This is a genomic window from Nocardia sp. NPDC050435, assembly GCF_040655395.1.
GTDB lineage: Bacteria > Actinomycetota > Actinomycetes > Mycobacteriales > Mycobacteriaceae > Nocardia.
Map to the genome: position 1 here is coordinate 322,140 of NZ_JBFAJW010000004.1, position 19,866 is coordinate 342,005.

Sequence of the window (19,866 nt, forward strand, 5' to 3'; positions counted from 1 at the left end):
GAGTCATGCACGACCCCCCTTTATAACCGCACTGCTGCAACTGCACGCACCAACAAGTCCAGGAGGACACCAAAGTGGCGAAGGCGAAGTTCGAGCGGACGAAGCCGCACGTCAACATCGGCACCATCGGTCACGTCGACCACGGCAAGACCACGCTGACTGCAGCGATCACCAAGGTGCTGGCTGACAAGTACCCGGATCTGAACGCGGCGTTCGCGTTCGATCAGATCGACAAGGCGCCGGAAGAGAAGGCTCGTGGTATCACGATCAACATCTCCCACGTCGAGTACCAGACGGAAAAGCGCCACTACGCGCACGTCGACGCTCCGGGTCACGCTGACTACATCAAGAACATGATCACCGGCGCGGCGCAGATGGACGGCGCCATCCTGGTGGTCGCCGCCACCGACGGCCCGATGCCGCAGACCCGTGAGCACGTGCTGCTGGCCCGTCAGGTCGGTGTTCCTTACATCCTGGTCGCGCTGAACAAGTCCGACATGGTCGACGACGAGGAAATCCTCGAGCTCGTCGAGATGGAGGTCCGCGAACTGCTGGCCTCGCAGGAATTCGACGAGGAAGCGCCGGTCGTGCGCGTCTCCGGCCTCAAGGCGCTCGAGGGCGACGAGAAGTGGGTCGAGTCCATCGTCGAGCTGATGAACGCGGTCGACGAGTCGATCCCGGAGCCGGTCCGTGAGACCGACAAGCCCTTCCTGATGCCCGTTGAGGACGTCTTCACGATCACCGGTCGTGGCACCGTCGTCACCGGTCGTATCGAGCGCGGCATCCTCAACGTGAACGAGGAAGTCGAGATCGTCGGCATCCGCGAGAAGAGCACCAAGACCACCGTCACCGGTATCGAGATGTTCCGCAAGCTGCTCGACCAGGGCCAGGCCGGCGACAACGTCGGTCTGCTGGTTCGTGGCATCAAGCGCGAAGATGTCGAGCGTGGCCAGGTCGTCGTGAAGCCGGGCACCACCACCCCGCACACCGAGTTCGAGGGCCAGGCGTACATCCTGTCGAAGGACGAGGGCGGCCGCCACACCCCGTTCTTCAACAACTACCGTCCGCAGTTCTACTTCCGTACGACTGACGTGACGGGCGTTGTGACCCTGCCCGAGGGCACCGAGATGGTCATGCCCGGTGACAACACCGAGATGTCCGTCAAGCTGATCCAGCCGGTCGCCATGGACGAGGGCCTGCGCTTCGCGATCCGTGAGGGTGGCCGCACCGTCGGCGCCGGTCGCGTCACGAAGATCATCAAGTGACGTTGCCCCGCAACGTCATCCCGGCGTAAGCCGGGGCCGGCGGAAGCCGGCTGACACCGAACGGCGTCGCTCCGAAAGGGGCGGCGCCGTTCGGCGTTTCTCTGTCAGACTGCAGCGATGGCCGAGCCGTTCGTGATGCGAGTAACCGAGGTGTTCCACGTACCCGGCCGGGGCGTGATCGTCGTCGGGACAATGCGCAGCGGGGTGGCCGCGGTGGGGGATGAGCTGGAAATCATCGCTCCGACCGGTGCGCGGCGGCGTACCACGCTGGTCGGCATCGACCTGATCGGGCGTGAGCCGATGGATTCGGCGGTGGCCTCTTTGGTGCTGCGCCCGTTGCGGCCGGATCAGATCCAGCCTGGCTATTCGGTGGTGACTCCGGGGGTCGCCGAATAGCCGACTTCGGTTGGCGTAGTTGATCTTTGGGCGGATTGCACTCGGGTCGCGGTCTGGAAAATCGCGGGTGGGCAGGGGTGGTCGAGGGCTATCGTCGAGGTCGGGGTCACGGCGGAATCTCGGGGTTTGGTCGGTGCCCTCGTGGCAGATCCACCAGCTAGTCCCAGGGAGAAGGTGTTCCGGTGGCCAAGGCGAAGTTCGACCGGACCAAACTGCATGTCAACATCGGCACGATCGGTCATGTCGACCACGGCAAGACGACGCTCACCGCGGCGATCACGAAAGTGCTGAGCGACAGGTATCCCGGGCTCAATTCGATGGCCGCGTTCGATTCGATCGACAAGGCGCCGGAGGAGAAGGCGCGCGGCATCACGATCAATATCGCGCACGTCGAATATCAAACGGAGCGTAGGCATTACGCGCACGTGGACGCACCCGGCCACGCGGACTACGTGAAGAACATGATCACCGGCGCGGCGCAGATGGACGGCGCGATTCTCGTGGTCGCCGCCACCGACGGCCCGATGCCGCAGACCCGTGAGCACGTGCTGCTGGCGCGCCAGGTCGGCGTGCCCTACATTCTCGTCGCCTTGAACAAAGCGGATCTGGTCGACGACGAGGACATTCTGGAGCTGGTCGAGCTCGAGGTGCGAGAGTTGCTGGCCGGACAGGAGTTCGACGAGGACGCGCCCATCGTCCGGGTGTCGGCGCTGAGGGCGCTGGAGGGCGACCCGGCCTGGACCCAGTCGATCCTCGAATTGCTGGACGCCGTGGACGAATTCATCCCGGAACCGATCCGCGAGACCGACAAGCCGTTCCTGATGCCGATCGAGGACGTCGTGACCATCACCGGCCGCGGCACCGTCGTCACCGGCCGGATCGAGCGCGGGGTCTTGAAGCTGAACGACGAGGTGGAACTCGTCGGCATCCGCACGAAGCGGATCAAGACCCACGTCACCGGCATCGAGATGTTCCACAAGCTGCTCGACCAGGGCCAGGCCGGCGATGCCGTCGGGCTGCTGCTGCGCGGGGTGAGGCGCGAGGACGTCGAGCGCGGCCAAGTCGTCGTCAAGCCCGGAACCACCACGCCGCACACCGAATTCGAGGCGCAGGTCTATATTCTCGGCAAGAACGAAGGCGGCCGCCACACCCCGTTCTTCAACAACTACCGCCCCCAGTTCTACTTCCGCACCACCGATGTCACCGGCGTGGTCACCCTGCCCAAGGACATCGAGATGGTGATGCCCGGGGACAACACCGAGATGACGGTGAAGCTCATCCAGCCCATCGCGATGGACGAGGGCCTGCGGTTCGCGATCCGGGAGGGCGGGCGCACCGTCGGCGCCGGCCGGGTGACCAGAATCCTGGTCTGACGACGGCGCATTCGGTACCCGCGTGCTCGGCAGGGCAGGCGGGGCGTCGCGGACGTGCTTCGAGCACCCGCGAGCAACGTTGTCTGATCGAGGGCATTGCAGCGGGCGACCAGGAGAAGACAGGTCAGCAACAGGACCACCGCCAAATCGGAGATGGCCGCAGTCTCGCCTGCAGCACTGTCGCGGCCTGGGCAGGGCGTGCGCTGGGTGCGGCCCTTGCCGAGGCGGCGTCGGCAGGCTGGTCATCGGATCTGCCAGCGCGGTGCCGGGGCAGTGCCCGAGCGTTCAATGGCGCGCCGCCAGCGGCTGGCCACGGCGGTGAAATCATCCAGGTCGGAATCGGTCCAGCGGATGAGTTGTCCGCCGAGGTCGCGGATGGACTGCTCGTGCTCCTTCGCGCGGGACCGGGCCTCCTCGCGGTCTTTTTCCTGGGCGAGAGCATCGGTCAGTGATCGGGCGTGCGGGAGCGGGTCGTACCGGCCGACGATGTGATGCTCGGGCAGGAAGAAGGCAGCGCGGGAGTGGAAGACGCCGCGCTCGTCGTGAATCGCGATGTGCAGGTCGGGTTTCGGGAGGAAGGCGAAGTGCAGGGCGACGCGGCTGCGGGATTCGCCGGGGCTCGCACCGCGCGGATCCATGAAGACGATGGCCTGGCGGGCCTGCGACAACCCGCGACGGCGATGCCAGCGGTGCAGGGCGGCGATCAGATCGTCGGTGCCGAGGTGGAATTTGCGCATCGCGGCGTCGCCGGTGACCACGGCCTCGCAGAACGACGCGGTGCGGGCCAGGTCGGCGATGGTGCGAGCCGGCGTGGTGGTGCGCAGGCCGCCGACGGTCGTGATCTCGTCGTCGTCGAACCGGGTGCTGTGCAGGTGCAGACTGCGGGTGAGCCGACCACCGTTGACGCGGTTCACCGTCGCGTGCACCTGATGGTCCGGTGGATACAGCAGCGGCAGGCCGTGCAGCACGGCCGCCGACTGGTGACTGATCACCACACCGTCGCCGAGCACCCGGGCCGCCGCCGTCACCGTCAGCAGATGCCGCGCGTAGGGATCTGCCGGACCTCGCACTTGTGCGTAAGCCCCGGGCCGCAGCCGGGTGAGCTGCCCGCTCCGGCATGCCCGCCGCAGGTCGTAATCCGTGACGCCGCGTTCCAGCGCGGCTTTGCGAAGCAGCAATTCGTCGGCCATGCCGCCAATGATGCGCGCCGCCGGACCTGTCGCCCCTACCCCCGAGGACCACCTGTGGATAACTTCCACCCTGGGGATAACTGTGAATAGTTCTGCCGCGCAGCGATTCTCGCGCACCACGCCGGCGTGAGACAGTCCGCGCCGGTGAAGTTCGAGTCCGGCGATCAGGCCACGCCCACTCGCGCGACCCGTCAGCGCATGCGCGCTACTGGTTCAGAGAGACGCGCCGAGCAGCCGCCCGGGCTCGAAGTTCGCGGCCGAGGACGGCAGCACCCCGGGCCGCCCGCTGTTGAGCACGGTGACCGCGCCGCTACCCGGCGCGAGCCGCAGTCCGTCGAGCCGCCGAATGGTCTGGGCGGCGACCGCTTCCGCGCTGTCGAAGAGCCGGACACCGGCCGGCAGTGCGGCGATGATCTCGTCCACCACCAGCGGATAATGCGTGCAGCCGAGCACCACACCCTCGAGATCGGCGGGGGACTGCTCGGCCGCGCGCGCGATGGATTCCTTGGCGGCGGCGAGATCGCCGCGGTCGATGGCGTCGGCCAGCCCGTGGCAGGCGACGCCGACAACCCTTGCGTCCCCGGCGAATTGCGCGATCAGGTTGGCCTGGTACTTGCTCGCGGTGGTGGCCGCGGTGGCCCACACCGCCACCGACGCGCAGGCGGCCGCGGCCGGTTTGATCGCCGGAACCGTCCCGACGACCGGGATCTCGGGACCGACCTCGGCGCGCACGTGCTCGAGCGCGGTGACGCTCGCCGTGTTGCAGGGCAGCACGATGACCTGTGCGCCGTGGCGCAACGAATTCCGCGCCGCGTCGACGACCCGCTCGACCACCCATGCCTCCGGCTTCGGGCCCCACGGCGCGCCCTCCGGATCGGTCTGCAGCAGCAGATCGATCTCCGGCCGCAGCTTGCGCAGCCACGCGGCCGTGGGTAGCAGCCCCAAACCGGAATCGATGAGCGCGACGATCACCAGACCACCGTATTACAGCGAACCTGCTGGACCGCCATCGCGGCCTCAGCGTCAGCCAAAGAGCGCGGCCCGTTCAGGTCGCCGGTGTGAGCAGGTCGGCGATGAGGGTCCGGGTGGCGAGCTGGGCGCGCGTTTTCATCACCTTGCCGGTGAGACCCGCGCCGACGACGCCGGTGAGGATGCCGTCCTGGGCGTAGTAGGCGAGGAACTTGCGGCCGTCGTCGCTGACGATGCTGACGTCGTCGGCGGCGTTGGGCGTGCCGAGGGCCTGGATCTTCACCTCGTACTGGTCGCTCCAGAAGTAGGGCACTTGGGCGGCCGTCGGGGCGGCGAGCCCGAGCAGCGCGCAGGTGAGCAGCTTGGCCTGCTCGCCCGCGTTGGTCCAGTGCTCGACGCGTTTGCGGTGGCCGGTGTCGTGCAGCCAGGCGGCGACATCGCCCACGGCCCAGACGCCTTCGGCGGACGTGCGCCCGACCGCGTCGGTCAGCACGCCGCCGCCGACCGTGGGTTCGGCGAGTTCGATGCCGGACCCGGCCAGCCAGTCGGTGACGGGCCGCGAGCCGACGCCGATGACGACGAGGTCGGCGTCGACCTCGCTGCCGTCGGACAGCCGCGCGCCGCGCACGCGGTCGCCGCCGTCGGCGAGGAAGGTGTCCAGGCCGGTGTTGCAGCGCAGGTCGACGCCTTCGGCGCGGTGCATCCGCGCGACCAGCGCGCCGACCTGTTCGCCGAGCACCGAGGCCAGCGGCGTGGGCTGCGGCTCGACGAGCACGACCTCGACCCCGCCGGCCCGGAAGCTGGCGGCGACCTCGCAGCCGATGAAGCCCGCGCCGACCACGAGTGCCTTTTTCGCCGCGCCCAATTCGTCGCGCAGCGCGCTGGCGTCGGCGTGGTCGCGCAGGACGTGCACGCCCTTCAGATCCGGGAGGCCGGGCAGGCGGCGCGGCCGCAGGCCGGTGGCGATGACGAGCTGGTCGTAGTCGAGCGTGCCGCCGTCGGCCAGGCGGACCCGGCGGGCGACGGTGTCGACGCCGGTGGCCGCGGTGGTCAACCGCAGCTCGATCTGGTGCTCGTCGAAGAATTCGGCCGGCCGCAGCGTGGTGTCGTCGGTCTCGCCGCGCACGAACTGCTTGGACAGGGGTGGGCGATCGTAGGGCAGCCGGGCTTCCTCGCCGATCAGGACGATGCCGCCCGCGAAGCCCGCGCGGCGCAGTTCCTCGGCGGTCCGTAAGCCGGCCAGTCCGGCTCCGACGATCACAATCGGCGCTGTCATTCCGCCCTACCTTTCGATGCCGGGACGGGATGGCCCCGCCGGACGTTGGTCGTGAACACGGTGAAACTGCGTGCGGCCCCGCGGGTGTACCGGAGGTGGAGTACCCGCGCACGCCTGCGCCGCAACCTCGTTCCGCGTGTCCAGATCCTCACCCTAACGGTTGCTTGGTTTCGCTGGATTGTGTGGCCAGTCACACCCTGGTGTCGTTCTGGACACGGGTCCGCAGAATTATTGATCGGGCGGTCAATCAGGTCTATACCGGGAGGTACGAACACTTCGAAGAGCCTTGAGGAGGCACATCATGTTCACCGATAACCGCGCACAGGACGGGCTCGCCGTCATACTCGGCGCCTTCGCCGCACTGTCCACGCTCTGGGTCGCGACCAACGACAACGCCTTCTGGGCGTTGATCGTGCTCGGTGTGCTGATCGCACTGGCCGGGCTGGTGCGGTGGCGCCGGGCGTCGATGGTGGCGCTCGGCTACGCGATGGCACTGTTCGGCGCGTTGCTGTTCCTGTCGCCATGGGTGTTGGACTTCACCGACTATTTCGGCGCATCCTGGACCGCATGGGTAGTCGGGGTAGCGACGGTGGTGGTCGCGGTGGCGGCACTGCCGGCGGTGTCGGGTCGTCTGCACAACATGGCGCCGCATCACTGACGCCGATGTCGAAACGGCGGGGGGACCGGGCCGGGCGCCGCCGCAGCGCGAAAGTCGACGGCGACGCCCGCCAGCTCATTCTGGACTCCGCCGAAAAACTGTTCGCCGAGCAGGGTTTCGATGCGACGCCCACGGCCGCCATCGCCGCGGCCGCGGCAGTGCCGAAAGGCCTTGTCTTCTACTATTTCCCCACCAAGGACGCGATCCTGTCGACGCTCATGGCCGAGCGCGTTCCGGCCCAGCCGATCGATGACATCGGCGCGGTCGTCGCACCGGGCGATCCCGCGGCCAGTCTCGTCAATCTGGACGCCGCCCTGAACCTGCGCGATCACCACTCCTCGGTGCTGCGGGTGATCATGTGGCGCGAGGCCGATACCCATCCGGATGTGCGCAAGCAGTTGCGCCAGTTGCGCGATCAGCTGCTGGAAGTCACCGCGCGGGTGCTGGAGGCCAGCGCGCCCACCGCGGTGCGGCCGGGCACCGTGAAGGCCTGCGCGACAGCGTGGGTTTCGGCCATGTTCGCCATCGCCAGTACCGATCGGCTGCAAGCCCTGGACGGGGTGACCCTGCCGCACGCCGACGAAATCCTGAACATCGCGCAGGTTGTCGCGGCGGGCATGACCCAGCTGGGCTGAGGCTCAGGAGCGTTCGCGGCGGGTGTCGATGAAATGGTCGGGCCGGCGGAACTCGGGGGTGTCGGTGTACGGGGCTTTGTCGTCGGTGCGCCAGCGGTGCTCACAGGACGGGCAGGCCCAGCGCGGCTCCGAACCGGTGATCACGCAGCCCCCCATCCGCGCCCGGCCCGCTTCGACCTTGTCCATGACCGCGGCCGAGGGGAAGCCGTAGATGATCGGGACGCCCGCGGTGCCGCAGCGCGGGCAGTTTGCGTGTTCGGCCATCTGTTCAGTGTGCACCGCGGGCGGCCCGGACCGGTGGCACCCCGCTAGCCCCGGCGAGTGAGGAATTCGGTGACGTCGGGAGCGAAGCGGGGGTGCTTGACCGCGCCCATGTGGGTGGCACGCGGGTAGATGATCAAGTGCGAGTGCGGGATTCCGTCGGCGGTGCGGCGGAAGTTCGCCAGGGGGTAGAAGCCGTCGCGTTCGCCGCCGATCACCAGGGTGGGCGCGGTGATCTCGGCGAGCCGGCCATCGAGATCGAAAGCGTCTTCGGCGCGGACGAAGGCGAGGGTGTCGGCCGGGTTCGCGGGACGCGCGAGCGGATCCAGCAGCCACATGCCCGCTGCGGCGAGGCGTGAGAGCAGCGGCCCGCCGAAGCCCACGGAAGCCATGTGGTGCAGGGCGCGTTCGCCGCGCGCGGCGGCCTCGGCGTAGCGCACCTGGGACTCGGAGGCGGCGCGCTCCAGGCGATAGCCCGACGACGCGACGACGAGCCGGCGCACCGCCGCGGGATGGTCGGCCGCCAGCTGCAAGGCGACCGAGCCGCCCGAGGAGATGCCGAGAACGTCGACGGGGCCGCCGAATTCGGCGTGCAGCGCCTGCGCGTGCCGCGCGGCGATGTCGGCCATGGTGGTGCCCGCCGCCATGCCCGGCGCGCGGCCGACCGCGTAGACCCGGAAATGCCGGGCCAGCGGCATCAGCGTCTTGATCTCGGCGTCGCGCATCCAGCCCGTGGGATTGGCGTGATCGGCCGAGAACCAGCGCAGGAAGACCAGCGGCGCACCGGAACCCATTGCCAGGTAGGGCAATCCGTGCTCGAGCGTACCGGCCTGCACGGCGAGTTCGGCGTTCTTCGCGGCTCGGCCCATCGAATCCTCCTACGCGTTGTAGTACTTGCCGGAGCCTACCGGCGGGCACCGACAATTTCGGGACGCGGCTATCCCGGGGGCAACTCGGAGACTCGACCATCCGGGCCCGGTCCTCCCTAGAATTGCCGTATGCGCCGCGCGGTGCTCGTCTTTCCGGCCCTCGGGTTGTTCGTCGTGGCGTGTGAGCCCGCGCCACCCCCGCCGCCACCCGTGACCAGTACGGCCGCGGCCCAGCCGGGGATCTCCTCCGGCCCGCCGCGCAACGCGTTCCCGGATTCCACCAGAGCCTGCACCTCAGCGGATCTGAACACCGCGCTGGGCCCGCCCGGGTTCGAGGCCGAGTACACCTATCAGCCGGTGGATTTCACCAATACCAGCGATCGCACGTGTGCGTTGTCCGGGTATCCGGTGGCCTTCCTGGCCGACGGCGCGCTGCCCAAACAGGTCGGGCCGGCCGCGATCCCGGACGGCGGCAGCCCACAGCAGGTGGTGCTCGCGCCGGGGCGCGGCGCCCGCGCCACGGTGGTCTACCTGCGGGCGCGCGACTGCGAGACCGTGCCGACCCGGTACCTCATGGTGCAGCCGCCGAATCAGACCGCGGTCGTGCCGCTCGCGTTCGCGGCCGATGCCTGCGTCTCGCCGCCGCAGCCACTGCTGCGCATCGATGTCGTGAAACCCGCTCAGCCCTAGCCCGTCTCGCGGCTCACTGCGCGGGCCGCGCGAACAGCGCCGAGAGGGCACGGGCCGCGCCCTCCGGATCTCGCCACAGTTGTCCGCAGTGCGTGCATTCCCACTGCGGGTCGTCGGCGGTGACCAGGCAGCCGCCTAGTCGGAGATGGCCGCGCACGGCCATGACGCGCGCCTTCGTGATCGGTAATCCATACAGAATCGGTATGCCGTCGTGCCCGCATTCCGGGCAACGACCTGTGCTCGCCATGCTGCTCGCGTCCTTCCGCCACGGTCGCCGGGGGTAGCCGGGGTATCGGCCCGCTACTGCGACACGTACCCGCGACACGCCCTGGCAATCCGGAACGGCGGCGCGCAGTGACGAGGTGGGGGCCGGCGCCGTCGCATGGTGCGGCGGCGCCGGCCCGTTCTCATCCGGCCCTGGCGGCGATCTCGGCCGCCACGCCCGCCGGGACCTGCGCGTACGAGTCGAAGACCATGGCGTAGTTCGCCCGGCCCTGCGTCCTGGACCGCAGATCACCGATGTAGCCGAACATCTCCTTCAGCGGCACCAGCGCTCGGACGACGCGCGCGCCTTTGCGCTCCGTCATCGACCGCACCTGGCCGCGCCGGGAATTCAGGTCGCCGATGACCTCACCCAGGTAGTCCTCCGGGGTGACGACCTCGACGGCCATGATCGGCTCCAGCAGTGCCGGACGCGCCGCGGCGACGGCTCTGCGCACCGCCTGCGCGCCCGCGGTGCGGAACGCCAGCTCCGAGGAGTCCTGCACGTGCGCGGCGCCGTCGAGCAGCGTGACGCGCACGTGCACCATCGGATATCCGGCGAGCACGCCGGTGCGCAGGGCGTCCTGCGCACCCGCGTCGACCGCGGGAATGTATTCCTTCGGCACGCGACCACCGGTGACCCGGCTTTCGAACTCGTAGACCGCGCCGTCCGGATCGGCCAGCGGCGCCACCGCGAGCACCACCGTCGCGAACTGCCCGTGCCCACCCTGCTGCTTGCGATGGGTGTACTCGTAGCGGTCCACGGCGGCGGTGATGGTCTCGCGGTAGGCCACCTGCGGCTTGCCGACGGCGGCCTCGACCTTGAACTCCCGCCGCATGCGGTCGACCAGGATGTCGAGGTGCAGCTCGCCCATGCCGCCGATGACGGTCTGCCCGGTCTCGGCGTCCACCGTGACCGAGAAGGTGGGGTCCTCCTCGGCGAGCCGGCCGATCGCGGTGCTCAGCTTGTCCTGATCGGACTTGCTGCGCGGTTCGATCGCCACCCGGATGACCGGATCCGGGAAGGTCATGGATTCGAGCACGATCTGCTCGTGCGGGTCGGACAGGGTGTCACCGGTGGTGGTGTCCTTCAGTCCGATCACCGCGCAGATCTGCCCGGCCGTGGCCTCCTGGATCGGGTGCTCGGTGTTCGAGTGCATCTGGAACAGCTTGCCCAGGCGCTCCTTTCGTCCTTTCGTGGCGTTGACGACCACGGCGCCGGCGGCGGCGTGGCCGGAGTAGACCCGCAGATAGGTGAGCTTGCCGAAGAACGGGTGCGCCGACACCTTGAACGCCAGCGCCGCGAACGGCGCGGTGCGCTCGGGTGCGCGGTGCAGTTCGACGCGCTCGTCGCCCGGGGCGTGACCGGTGGCCGCGCCCGCGTCCAGCGGCGTGGGCAGGTAGTCCACCACCGCGTCGAGCAGCGGCTGCACGCCCTTGTTCTTGAACGCCGAACCGCACAGCACCGGGTAGGCGGCCGAGCGCACCGTCAGCTGCCGGATCGCGGTCTTGATCTGCGCCACGGTGGGTTCCGTGCCGCCGAGGTACCGCTCCAGCAACTCCTCGTCGGTTTCCGCGACCGTCTCCAGCAGCGTCTCCCGGTAGCGGCCGGCGAGTTCGCGCAGGTGCTCCGGGATCTCGGCGATCTCGTAGCGCTGCCCGAGCCCGGTGTCGCCGCGCCAGTGCAGGGCGCGCATCTCGACCAGGTCGACGATGCCTTCGAAGCCGTCCTCGGCGCCGATGGGCAGTTGCACCACAAGCGGTTTCGCGCCCAGGCGGTCCGCGATGGTGCGCACGGTGTAGAAGAAATCCGCACCGAGCTTGTCCATCTTGTTCACGAAGCAGATTCGCGGCACGTCGTACCGGTCGGCTTGGCGCCACACCTGTTCGGACTGCGGCTCGACGCCTTCCTTGGCGTCGAAGACCGCGACCGCGCCGTCGAGCACGCGCAGCGACCGCTCCACCTCGACGGTGAAGTCGACGTGGCCCGGGGTGTCCAGGATGGTGATCTGGTGCTCGTTCCAGAAGCAGGTGGTCGCCGCGGCGGCGATGGTGATGCCGTGCTCCTGCTCCTGCACCATCTTGTCCATGGCGGCGGTGCCGTCGTGCACCTCACCGATCTTGTAGGTGACGCCGGTGTAGAACAGGATGCGCTCGGTGGTCGTGGTCTTGCCCGCGTCGATGTGGGCCATGATGCCGATGTTGCGGACCCGGCCCAGGTCGGTGGTGACAGCATGCGCTGGTTGGACGTTCGTCATGGGAATCCCCCACTCCATCAACTGGTTTCGTCATTCGAGAAGACGCTCGCCTGGTTGATGCGTTCCGTGGGACGGCACGAGCGGTCGGACCGCGGCGCTGCGACAGCGCCTGCGTGACGACTGCCGGAACTACCGCGAGAGCGGACGTGCTGTAACCATGTCACCTGTGTACCGGACCCGGCGGGTCGTGTCGACCGAATATCGCGGGCGCGGTGTTGGATGAGTCTCGTGACCGAAGAACCCACGGCGGAGCTGGTGCGGGCGGCACTGGCCGAGGTCGCCGATCCCGCCGACGCGATCCACCTGCAGCGTTTCTTCAAGACCGGGCCGGGGGAGTACGGCGAGGGCGACGTCTTCCTCGGCGTCCGTGTGCCCGCGACCCGCGCGGTCGCGAAACGTTTTGCGGGACTGCCGCTCTCCGGGATCGGCGAGCTGCTGGACAGCCCGGTGCACGAGGAGCGGCTGGCCGGGCTGGTCATGCTGAACGCGCGTTTCGCGCGGGCCGCCAAACCGCGCACCCGCGATGTGGCTGCCCAGCGGGAGATGGTCGAGTTCTACCTGGACGCGGTGCGCCGGGGCCGGGTGAACAACTGGGATCTCGTGGACGTGTCCGCCGAGAACATCGTCGGGCCGTGGCTGCTGGACCGTCCCCGGGACCTGCTTTTCGCACTGGCGCAGTCGGATTCGCTGTGGGAGCGGCGGGTCGCCCTGCTGAGCACGTTCGCCTTCATCAAGGCGGGCGACGCGACGACCACCTTCGAACTCGGCGAACTGCTGCTCGACGACCGCCGCGACCTGATCCAGAAAGCGCTGGGCTGGATGCTGCGCGAGGTGGGCAAGCGGGTGGACCGGTTGCTGCTGCTCGGCTTCCTGGACCGGAACGCGGCCCGGATGGGCCGCACCGCACTGAGTTACGCGACCGAGCACCTCACCCCGGACCAGCGCGCGCACTACCGCGCGCGGACGGGCTAGAACTGGATCTTGAGGTGATCGGTGACCGGGCGGGCCTGGCAGCCGAGGATGTACCCGTTCTCGATGTCCTCCGGATCGAGGATCTCCGCGTTCTCCATCTCCACCTTGCCCTCGAGCACCGTGCAGGCGCAGGACCCGCACTCGCCCTCCTGGCAGGAGTAGGGCACGTCCAGGCCCTTGGCCAGCATGATGTCGACCAGGGTCTGCTTGCGCGGCCAGGCCAGCTGGTGCACTTCGCCGTCGAGTTCCACCTCGACGGTGGCGGCGTCGGCGGCTTCCTCGTCGGAGACCTCGACCGGCGCCTGATCCGCGAACGGGTCGCCGGCCAGGGAATTGAAGACCTCGGCGTGGGTGCGGTTGCGCGGCAGCTCGAGCTGGGCCAGGGCGTCGTGCACCCGGTCCATGAACGGCTTGGGCCCGCACATGAACGCCTCGTAGGCGGTGTAGGGGCGGACCAGCGCCGCGAGCCCGTCGACCGAGGGCAGGCCCTGCAGGTGTTCGAGCCAGTGGATCACGGTGAGGCGCTGGGCGTGCTTGTCCGACAGCTCGCGCAGTTCGTCGGCGAAGATCACCGAGTGCGGGTCGCGATTGGCGTACACCAGCACGACGCGGCCGTTGCCGCGCGCCAGCGCCGACTTCAGGATCGACATCACCGGGGTGATGCCGCTGCCCGCGCCGAACAGCAGCAGGTCCTCGTCGAGGTCCTTAGGCGTGAAAACGCCGGAGGGCGGCAGCACTTCGATCTGATCGCCGGCGGCGAGGTTGTCGCACAACCAGTTCGACCCGTAGCCGCCCTCGGTGCGCTTGACCGTCACCTTCGGCTTGTCGTCGGTGTAGGGCGAGCTGGCCAGCGAGTAGCACCGCGCCACCGAGCCGGTGCGCTCGCTGGGCACCCGCAGGGTCAGGAACTGGCCGGGCTTGTAGGCGAACTTCTCGCGCGCTTCGTCGGGGACGTCGAAGACCAGCGAACAGGTGTCGGCGGTTTCGTTGATCACCGCGGCGACCCGCAGCACGACGGACCGGGAGCCGTGCGGAACTTCGACCGTTGTCATCGCTGCCTCTCGAACATGGTCGGATAGAAAACTAGAACGTGTTTCAGTTTCATCGTACGTCGGGGTCCGGCTGCCGGACAAGCTGAGCCTCCAGACCGGCGACGAGCACCTCCATGCCGAAGTCGTAGGCATAGCGCCCGCGCAGGTCGCCGATGTACTTCGTGGCCCGCTCCACCACCTCGGGCAGGGCCACCTCCGAGATCGGGGAGCGGTCGCGCGGATTCACCCGGCTGCGGCCGAACAGGTAGGTGTGGATGGTCGCGTACGCGGCCAGGATGTTGCGATCGTCGAACCCGGCCTCGTCCAGGATCTCCATGATCGCGGCGATCAGGTCCAGCTGTTTGCCCAGCATCTGCTCGATCAGCACATCGCCGAGTCCGGGGTGCTTGCGCAGCTTCTCGTCGATCTGATCGATCAGCTCGCGCAGCCGCTGCTGCCACGGGCCGGATTCCGGCGGTGGCTTGCGCACTCCGGCCAGCGCGGCGGAGGCGACCAGGTCCAGCAGCTCGCGCTTGTCGGCGACGTAGTAGTACGGCGCCATGGGGGAGACGCCTAGTTCGCGAGAAAGTCGCCGCATGGACAATTTCTCCACGCCGTCCTCGCGCACCACGCGTAAGGCGGCCTCGACGATCTCCGGCTCCGACAGCGTATTGCCGCTCCCGCTGGCCTGCATCCGTCCGACTCCCATGCCACCTCTGCACCGCGGGCGTGTGGCGCCCGTCACGTTCTGTTCAGCTGCTTTCCATCGGAAGTCTAGAGTGCGGACTATCGGGGATGTCGCCGTGCGGGGCGCTGGGGGCGGACTGGGGAGCATGGCCCGAGCCTGGGCACCGCCCGGCGGGACCGCAAGAATCCGTCCCATCGATTGGAACGTGTTTCATTTTTGTACCGCTTCTGGCTATCGTGTGACTGCGACTACACAGATGGAGGTTGTCATGCTGCACACGTTCCACGCGCCGAGCGACACCGAGAGTGCCGAGCTGGTCGAGGAGACCCTCATCGAAGAGGTGTCCATCGACGGCATGTGCGGCGTCTACTGATTCGCGGGTGATGACGATGCTCGATCTCGATACCCCTTGGCAGCTGCATCCCCGGGTCTCCCTGCGCCCGGAACCGTTCGGTGCGCTGCTCTACCACTTCGGTACGCGCAAGCTGTCCTTCCTGAAGAACCCGAAGATCGTCGAGATCGTGCGATCGCTGCCCCAACACGCCACCGCGCGTACGGCTCTGGACGCGGCCGGGATCTCCGCCGACCGCGCCGCGCCGTACGTCCGGGCGCTTGCGCAATTGGCCGAGGGTGAGATGATCGTCGGCGCGCCGGCGCGTGTGGCCGGCGCCGCGGGTGCCGAGCCCGCGCCGGCGCATGCCGTCCGGCCGGATGCGGGGGTGGTCCCGCCTCAGGTCGGCGGCCTCGCGCGGCGAGTCGATGACGGTGCCGGAGGGGACAAGGCGGTCAAGCTGATCGACCGGTTCGAAACCGGACTGGCCGCGCCGATCTGCCTGACCTGGGAGCTCACCTACGCCTGCAACCTGTCCTGCGTGCACTGCCTGTCCTCCTCGGGCCGGCGCGACCCGCGCGAGCTCAGCACCGAACAGTGCAAGGCGCTGATCGACGAGTTCCAGCGCATGCAGATCTTCTACGTCAACATCGGCGGCGGTGAACCGACTGTGCGCCCGGACTTCTGGGAACTGGTCGACTACGCCACCGCGCACGACGTCGGAGTCAAGTTCTCCACCAACGGAGTTCGGATCACCCCGGAGGTCGCCCAGCGGCTGGCCGCGAGCGACTATGTGGACGTCCAGATTTCGCTGGACGGCGCGGACGCCGAGGTCAACGACGCGGTGCGCGGGCCCGGCTCCTACGACATGGCGATCCGCGCGCTGGAGAACCTGGCCGCGGCCGGGTTCCGGGACGCGAAGCTCTCGGTGGTGGCGACCCGCCACAACATCCCGCAGCTGGACGAGTTCAAGGCCATCGCCGACAAGTACGGCGCCACACTGCGTTTGACCCGCCTGCGGCCCTCCGGCCGCGGCGCGGACGTCTGGGACGAGTTGCATCCCACCCAGGAGCAGCAGCGCGTGCTGTACGACTGGCTGGTCGCCAACGGTGAGGGTGTCCTCACCGGTGATTCGTTCTTCCACCTCTCCGCCTACGGCGAGGCGCTGCCCGGGCTGAACATGTGCGGCGCGGGCCGGGTGGTGTGCCTGGTGGATCCGGTGGGCGACGTCTACGCCTGCCCGTTCGCCATCCACGACACCTTCCTGGCCGGAAACGTGGTGTCCGACGGTGGTTTCCAGAGCGTCTGGAGCACCTCCGAACTGTTCGCGGACCTGCGCACCCCCAGCGGGGGTGGCGCCTGCTCGAGCTGCGCGCACTACGACGCCTGCCGGGGCGGCTGCATGGCGGCCAAGTTCTTCACCGGTCTGCCGGCCGACGGTCCCGACCCGGAATGCGTCCAGGGTTACGGCGAGGCGGCGCTGGCGGATTCGGGGCGGACGATTCCGCGGTCGTCGGTGGACCATTCACGCAAGGCTGCGCGCAAGCCGCGCAAGTCCGGGCCGATTCCGTTGACGCTCACCACCCGTCGTCCGTCGCGCTCCTGCGACGAGAGTCCGCTGGGCTGACCCGGGTGCGGGGCCCGGTCCGGACGCTCGAGTTGCCAGTGATGCGCTGGCATTTCGAAACTCGTCGGACGACGCGCCGGGCCCCTTCAATTGCCATCGGTTTGCTCAGTGATGGAATCTGCGCCGTGGCAATCACATCGCAACGCGTCCGCAAAGAATTCTGCCCGACTCCCGGTGCCAATGATGCTTACGCGTGAATCTGCGCCTAGCATGCCTGGAATGCGCCATGATCGTCTGCCCGATGGATTCGGGGTACGGATCGATCCACGAGTACGTGCGTATTCCGGGGGCCGCATCCTGATCGGCGGCTCGCCCGCACGGTTGCTGCGACTTGCCCCGGAGGCGGCCGAGATGATCGGCGACGGGTACCTCGAGGTCACGGATCCGAAGTCTGCGGTTGTTGCCCGGCGACTACTCGACTCCGGGGTCGGTAACCCGCGTCCGCGGTTGCTGCCCTCCCTGGAGGACGTGACGGTGATCGTCCCCCTGTACAACAACGCCGAGGGGCTGGTGCGTTTGCTGGCCGCCCTGCGCGGCCACACGGTGATCGTCGTCGACGACGGCTCGGATCAACCGGTGCAGATCCCGCCGAACCGCGGGACCCGCTGCCGGGTGACGGTGCTGCGCCAGGACCGGCGCCAGGGCCCGGCCGCGGCGCGCAACGCCGGACTGCGCGCGGCGACAACGGACTTCGTCGCGTTCCTGGATTCCGACGTGGTGCCGCGCAGCGGCTGGCTCGAGGTGATGCTCGGGCATTTCAGCGATCCGGGTGTGGCGCTGGTCGCGCCGCGCATCGTGGCGCTGGATCCCGAGTCCACGACGCTGGCTCGCTACGAGCACACCCGCTCGTCGCTGGACCTGGGCCGGCGCGAGTCCGCCGTGCACTCGCGGGGCCTGGTGTCCTACGTGCCGAGCGCCGCGCTGCTGGTGCGGCGGCGGGCGCTGCTGGCCGAGGGCGGCTTCGACGAGTCCATGCAGGTGGCCGAGGACGTCGACCTGTGCTGGCGGCTGGAGAAGTCGGGCTGGCGGCTGCGCTACGAGCCAGCCGCGCACGTGGCCCACGACCACCGCGTCTCCTTCAAGTCCTGGTTCGACCGGAAGCTGTTCTACGGCACCGGCGCCGCGCCCCTGGCGCAGCGGCACGAGCCCGGCATGGTGACGCCGCTGTCGCTGCCCACCTGGACGGTGGTCGCGGCGTTCCTGTTCGGCACGCTGTCCAAGTGGGGCCTGTTCGGCGGGGTGATCACCCTGGTGACGGCGCTGGTGCGGCTGCGGCGGGTCTTCGCCGGGCTGGACAATCCGACCCGGATCGCCGCCATCTATCTGTCCCGGGGTTTCTTCTCCGGACTCTGGCGCCTGGCCTCGGCGATGTGCAGACACTATTGGCCGGTGACGCTGCTGGCGATGGTGTGCTCACGGCGCATCCGCCGGATCGCGATCACCATGGCGCTGGCCGACGGTCTGGCGGACTGGTTCACCCATCGCGACGCCGGTGGCCTGGATCCGTTCCGCTACATCGCCTACAAGCGCCTGGACGACATCGCCTACGGCAGCGGGCTGTGGCTGGGTGCGTACCGGGCCCGCAGCGTCGAGGCGCTCAAACCCACCGCGCCACCGCACTGATCGAGCCGTCGTGGTCGATGCGGTAGCCGGCACCGTGATCGTCGGCGGTGGCACCGCGGGCTGTGTGCTCGCGGCCCGGCTCAGCGCGGATCCGGAGCACGCCGTCTGCCTCCTGGAGGCGGGCCCGGTGTGGTCCGGCGCGGCGGCGGTGCCCGAGGAGCTGCGCCTGGCGGGGCGCATGCCGATCGGGCCCGCCTCACCGTGGGTGTGGCGCTATCCCGTGCGGCTGGCCGACGGCCCCGTCACGGGTGACATCGTGCGCGGCCGGGTGCTCGGCGGTTCCGGCGCGATCAACGGCGGATATTTCGTGCGCGCGCTCGCGACGGACTTCGCGGCGTGGGCCCGCGAGTGCCCGGAATGGACTTTCGATGCGGCGCTGGCGGGGTATCAGCAAATAGAGCGCGATCTTGATTACGGGGAGTTCCCGGGGCACGGTCGCAGCGGTCCGATTCCGGTACAGCGGGCCGTGGATCCGGGACCGGCGAGTGTCGAATTCGCTTCGGCGGCAGTGCAGGCGGGGTTTCCGGAAATTCCGGATCTGAACGCGCTGCCGGAGTCGATCCCGGAATCCGGCCTCGGGCCGGTGCCGTGCAATATCGACGCGGGCCGGCGCGCGGGGACGGCCACGACCTATCTGCTGCCCGCGCTGGGCCGCCCCAACCTGACCGTGCGCGGCGCGACGCTGGTGACCCGGGTCCGGTTCCGCGGCACCCGGGCCGTCGGCGTCGATTACGTGCGTGACGGGCGCGTTCACTCCGTTCAGGCGGATCGGGTGGTGCTGTGCGCCGGTGCGGTGGAATCCGCGGCGCTGCTGTTGCGTTCGGGCGTCGGCCCGCCCGAGCAGCTGCGCGCGCTCGGCATTCCGGTGGTGCATCCGGCCGCGGTGGGGGCCTGGTTCACCGATCATCCGGAAATCGGCGTCGAGTATCGCGGCGGCGCGCCGAGCGCGCCGGAGGCCGTGGCACTGGAATACATACTGTGCCACGACGATCTCGAAATACGTCCTTATGCAGTGGCTTTCGGTTCCGATGCGGCGGTGCGGCGCGTCGGGGTGGCGCTGATGCGGCCACGTTCGTCGGGCGAATTGCGCCTGGTTTCGGCCGATCCGAGGGTGCCGCCCGATCTCGATTACCGCTATCTGGCCGCGGATTACGACCGGGAACGGTTGCGCGCGGGGGTGGGTCTGGCCGCCGAGTTGTGCGCCGCGATTACCGGGACCGCCGCGACACCGCGGCAACCCGATAATTCCTGGTTGCGCGCGAATCTCGGGACATCGCAACATTTGTCGGGCACCTGCCGGATGGGCCCGGCGGGCGACGCGGGCGCGGTGGTGGACGAGCGCTGCCGGGTGCACGGCGTGCGCGGATTGACCGTGGCGGACCTCTCGGTGGCGCCCGTGCCGCTGAGCCGGGGACCGCAGGCCACGGTGGTGCTGATTGCCGAACGCGTCGCCGGAAGCCTTCTCGGTATCGTGTGAAAGACGCGTAGGTCAC

General features: G+C 68.9%; 20 protein-coding genes and 1 pseudogene. 12 read left to right on the forward strand and 9 right to left on the reverse strand.

Translation table 11 applies throughout. From position 1 onward, the window contains the following. Window positions 1-74 precede the first annotated feature (74 nt). The 3 genes from tuf (AB0I43_RS14175) (at window position 75) to tuf (AB0I43_RS14185) (ending at window position 3,034) form a co-directional block, all read left to right on the forward strand. Complete coding sequence (gene tuf, locus AB0I43_RS14175; protein ID WP_356973505.1) at window positions 75-1,265, forward strand: elongation factor Tu; 1,191 nt, start codon at window positions 75-77, stop codon at window positions 1,263-1,265. A gap of 117 nt (window positions 1,266-1,382) precedes the next feature. After that, the gene (locus AB0I43_RS14180) at window positions 1,383-1,661 is read left to right on the forward strand and encodes a hypothetical protein (RefSeq protein WP_356973504.1); all 279 of its coding nucleotides are present in this window, start codon (window positions 1,383-1,385) and stop codon (window positions 1,659-1,661) included. 182 nt (window positions 1,662-1,843) lie between these two features. Further along, window positions 1,844-3,034 carry an elongation factor Tu gene (gene tuf / locus AB0I43_RS14185; RefSeq protein WP_356973503.1) on the forward strand — a complete coding sequence of 397 codons (1,191 nt, stop codon included), beginning with the start codon at window positions 1,844-1,846 and terminating at the stop codon, window positions 3,032-3,034. 242 nt (window positions 3,035-3,276) lie between these two features. On the opposite strand, the gene AB0I43_RS14190 is transcribed toward tuf (AB0I43_RS14185), so the two are convergent. The 3 genes from AB0I43_RS14190 to AB0I43_RS14200 all read right to left on the reverse strand — a co-directional run bounded on the left by AB0I43_RS14190 (window position 3,277) and on the right by AB0I43_RS14200 (window position 6,469). Beyond that, entirely contained in the window at window positions 3,277-4,224 is a 948-nt protein-coding gene (locus AB0I43_RS14190; RefSeq protein WP_356973502.1) for a type IV toxin-antitoxin system AbiEi family antitoxin domain-containing protein, read from the reverse strand. Window positions 4,225-4,437: 213 nt separating this feature from the next. Then, entirely contained in the window at window positions 4,438-5,196 is a 759-nt protein-coding gene (locus AB0I43_RS14195) for an aspartate/glutamate racemase family protein (protein ID WP_356973501.1), read from the reverse strand. 73 nt (window positions 5,197-5,269) lie between these two features. Beyond that, complete coding sequence (locus AB0I43_RS14200; protein ID WP_356973500.1) at window positions 5,270-6,469, reverse strand: FAD/NAD(P)-binding oxidoreductase; 1,200 nt, start codon at window positions 6,467-6,469, stop codon at window positions 5,270-5,272. 301 nt (window positions 6,470-6,770) lie between these two features. Between AB0I43_RS14200 and AB0I43_RS14205 the strand changes: the two genes are divergently transcribed. Then, the gene (locus AB0I43_RS14205) at window positions 6,771-7,127 is read left to right on the forward strand and encodes an SPW repeat protein (RefSeq protein WP_356973499.1); all 357 of its coding nucleotides are present in this window, start codon (window positions 6,771-6,773) and stop codon (window positions 7,125-7,127) included. A gap of 5 nt (window positions 7,128-7,132) precedes the next feature. Then, window positions 7,133-7,762: a TetR/AcrR family transcriptional regulator gene (locus tag AB0I43_RS14210; protein WP_356973498.1), complete on the forward strand. Its 630-nt coding sequence runs from the start codon at window positions 7,133-7,135 to the stop codon at window positions 7,760-7,762. A gap of 3 nt (window positions 7,763-7,765) precedes the next feature. Here AB0I43_RS14210 and AB0I43_RS14215 read toward each other — a convergent pair whose 3' ends face one another. Together AB0I43_RS14215 and AB0I43_RS14220 are read right to left on the reverse strand one after the other, a co-directional pair. Then, a complete protein-coding gene (locus tag AB0I43_RS14215; RefSeq protein ID WP_356973497.1) occupies window positions 7,766-8,026 on the reverse strand; it encodes a hypothetical protein in 261 nt (86 codons plus the stop codon). Window positions 8,027-8,070: 44 nt separating this feature from the next. Continuing rightward, entirely contained in the window at window positions 8,071-8,892 is an 822-nt protein-coding gene (locus AB0I43_RS14220; RefSeq protein WP_356973496.1) for an alpha/beta hydrolase, read from the reverse strand. A gap of 129 nt (window positions 8,893-9,021) precedes the next feature. Between AB0I43_RS14220 and AB0I43_RS14225 the strand changes: the two genes are divergently transcribed. Beyond that, complete coding sequence (locus AB0I43_RS14225) at window positions 9,022-9,582, forward strand: DUF4232 domain-containing protein (protein WP_356973495.1); 561 nt, start codon at window positions 9,022-9,024, stop codon at window positions 9,580-9,582. Window positions 9,583-9,595: 13 nt separating this feature from the next. On the opposite strand, the gene AB0I43_RS14230 is transcribed toward AB0I43_RS14225, so the two are convergent. Together AB0I43_RS14230 and fusA are read right to left on the reverse strand one after the other, a co-directional pair. Then, on the reverse strand, window positions 9,596-9,745 hold the full coding sequence (locus tag AB0I43_RS14230; protein WP_356973494.1) for a hypothetical protein: 150 nt from the start codon (window positions 9,743-9,745) through the stop codon (window positions 9,596-9,598). A 244-nt stretch (window positions 9,746-9,989) separates the two neighbouring features. Continuing rightward, window positions 9,990-12,101: an elongation factor G gene (fusA, locus tag AB0I43_RS14235; RefSeq protein ID WP_357432107.1), complete on the reverse strand. Its 2,112-nt coding sequence runs from the start codon at window positions 12,099-12,101 to the stop codon at window positions 9,990-9,992. A gap of 228 nt (window positions 12,102-12,329) precedes the next feature. Between fusA and AB0I43_RS14240 the strand changes: the two genes are divergently transcribed. After that, window positions 12,330-13,073 (forward strand): DNA alkylation repair protein, encoded by a 744-nt coding sequence (locus tag AB0I43_RS14240; RefSeq protein ID WP_357432109.1) that lies wholly within the window; start codon window positions 12,330-12,332, stop codon window positions 13,071-13,073. Here the strand turns inward: AB0I43_RS14240 and AB0I43_RS14245 are convergent. Both AB0I43_RS14245 and mftR2 read right to left on the reverse strand, forming a co-directional pair. Beyond that, complete coding sequence (locus AB0I43_RS14245; protein WP_357432111.1) at window positions 13,070-14,125, reverse strand: ferredoxin--NADP reductase; 1,056 nt, start codon at window positions 14,123-14,125, stop codon at window positions 13,070-13,072. The genes AB0I43_RS14240 and AB0I43_RS14245 overlap by 4 nt on opposite strands. Window positions 14,126-14,174: 49 nt before the next feature. Further along, window positions 14,175-14,813, reverse strand: coding sequence for a mycofactocin system transcriptional regulator MftR2 (gene mftR2 / locus AB0I43_RS14250; protein WP_356973490.1), 639 nt, complete (start codon window positions 14,811-14,813; stop codon window positions 14,175-14,177). A gap of 247 nt (window positions 14,814-15,060) precedes the next feature. Here mftR2 and mftA point away from each other — a divergent pair, with 247 nt between their 5' ends. The 5 genes and pseudogenes from mftA (at window position 15,061) to mftG (ending at window position 19,850) form a co-directional block, all read left to right on the forward strand. Beyond that, window positions 15,061-15,165, forward strand: a complete 105-nt coding sequence (gene mftA, locus AB0I43_RS14255) for a mycofactocin precursor MftA (protein ID WP_356973489.1) — start codon at window positions 15,061-15,063, stop codon at window positions 15,163-15,165. A gap of 16 nt (window positions 15,166-15,181) precedes the next feature. Continuing rightward, a pseudogene (gene mftB, locus AB0I43_RS14260) lies at window positions 15,182-15,424 on the forward strand (mycofactocin biosynthesis chaperone MftB); the annotation flags it as partial. Between the two features lie 159 nt (window positions 15,425-15,583). Beyond that, a complete protein-coding gene (gene mftC, locus AB0I43_RS14265; RefSeq protein ID WP_356973720.1) occupies window positions 15,584-16,750 on the forward strand; it encodes a mycofactocin radical SAM maturase in 1,167 nt (388 codons plus the stop codon). Between the two features lie 219 nt (window positions 16,751-16,969). Then, window positions 16,970-18,373, forward strand: a complete 1,404-nt coding sequence (mftF, locus tag AB0I43_RS14270; protein WP_356973488.1) for a mycofactocin biosynthesis glycosyltransferase MftF — start codon at window positions 16,970-16,972, stop codon at window positions 18,371-18,373. A 10-nt stretch (window positions 18,374-18,383) separates the two neighbouring features. Further along, the gene (mftG, locus tag AB0I43_RS14275; protein ID WP_357432113.1) at window positions 18,384-19,850 is read left to right on the forward strand and encodes a mycofactocin system GMC family oxidoreductase MftG; all 1,467 of its coding nucleotides are present in this window, start codon (window positions 18,384-18,386) and stop codon (window positions 19,848-19,850) included. The last annotated feature ends 16 nt before the right edge of the window (window positions 19,851-19,866 follow it).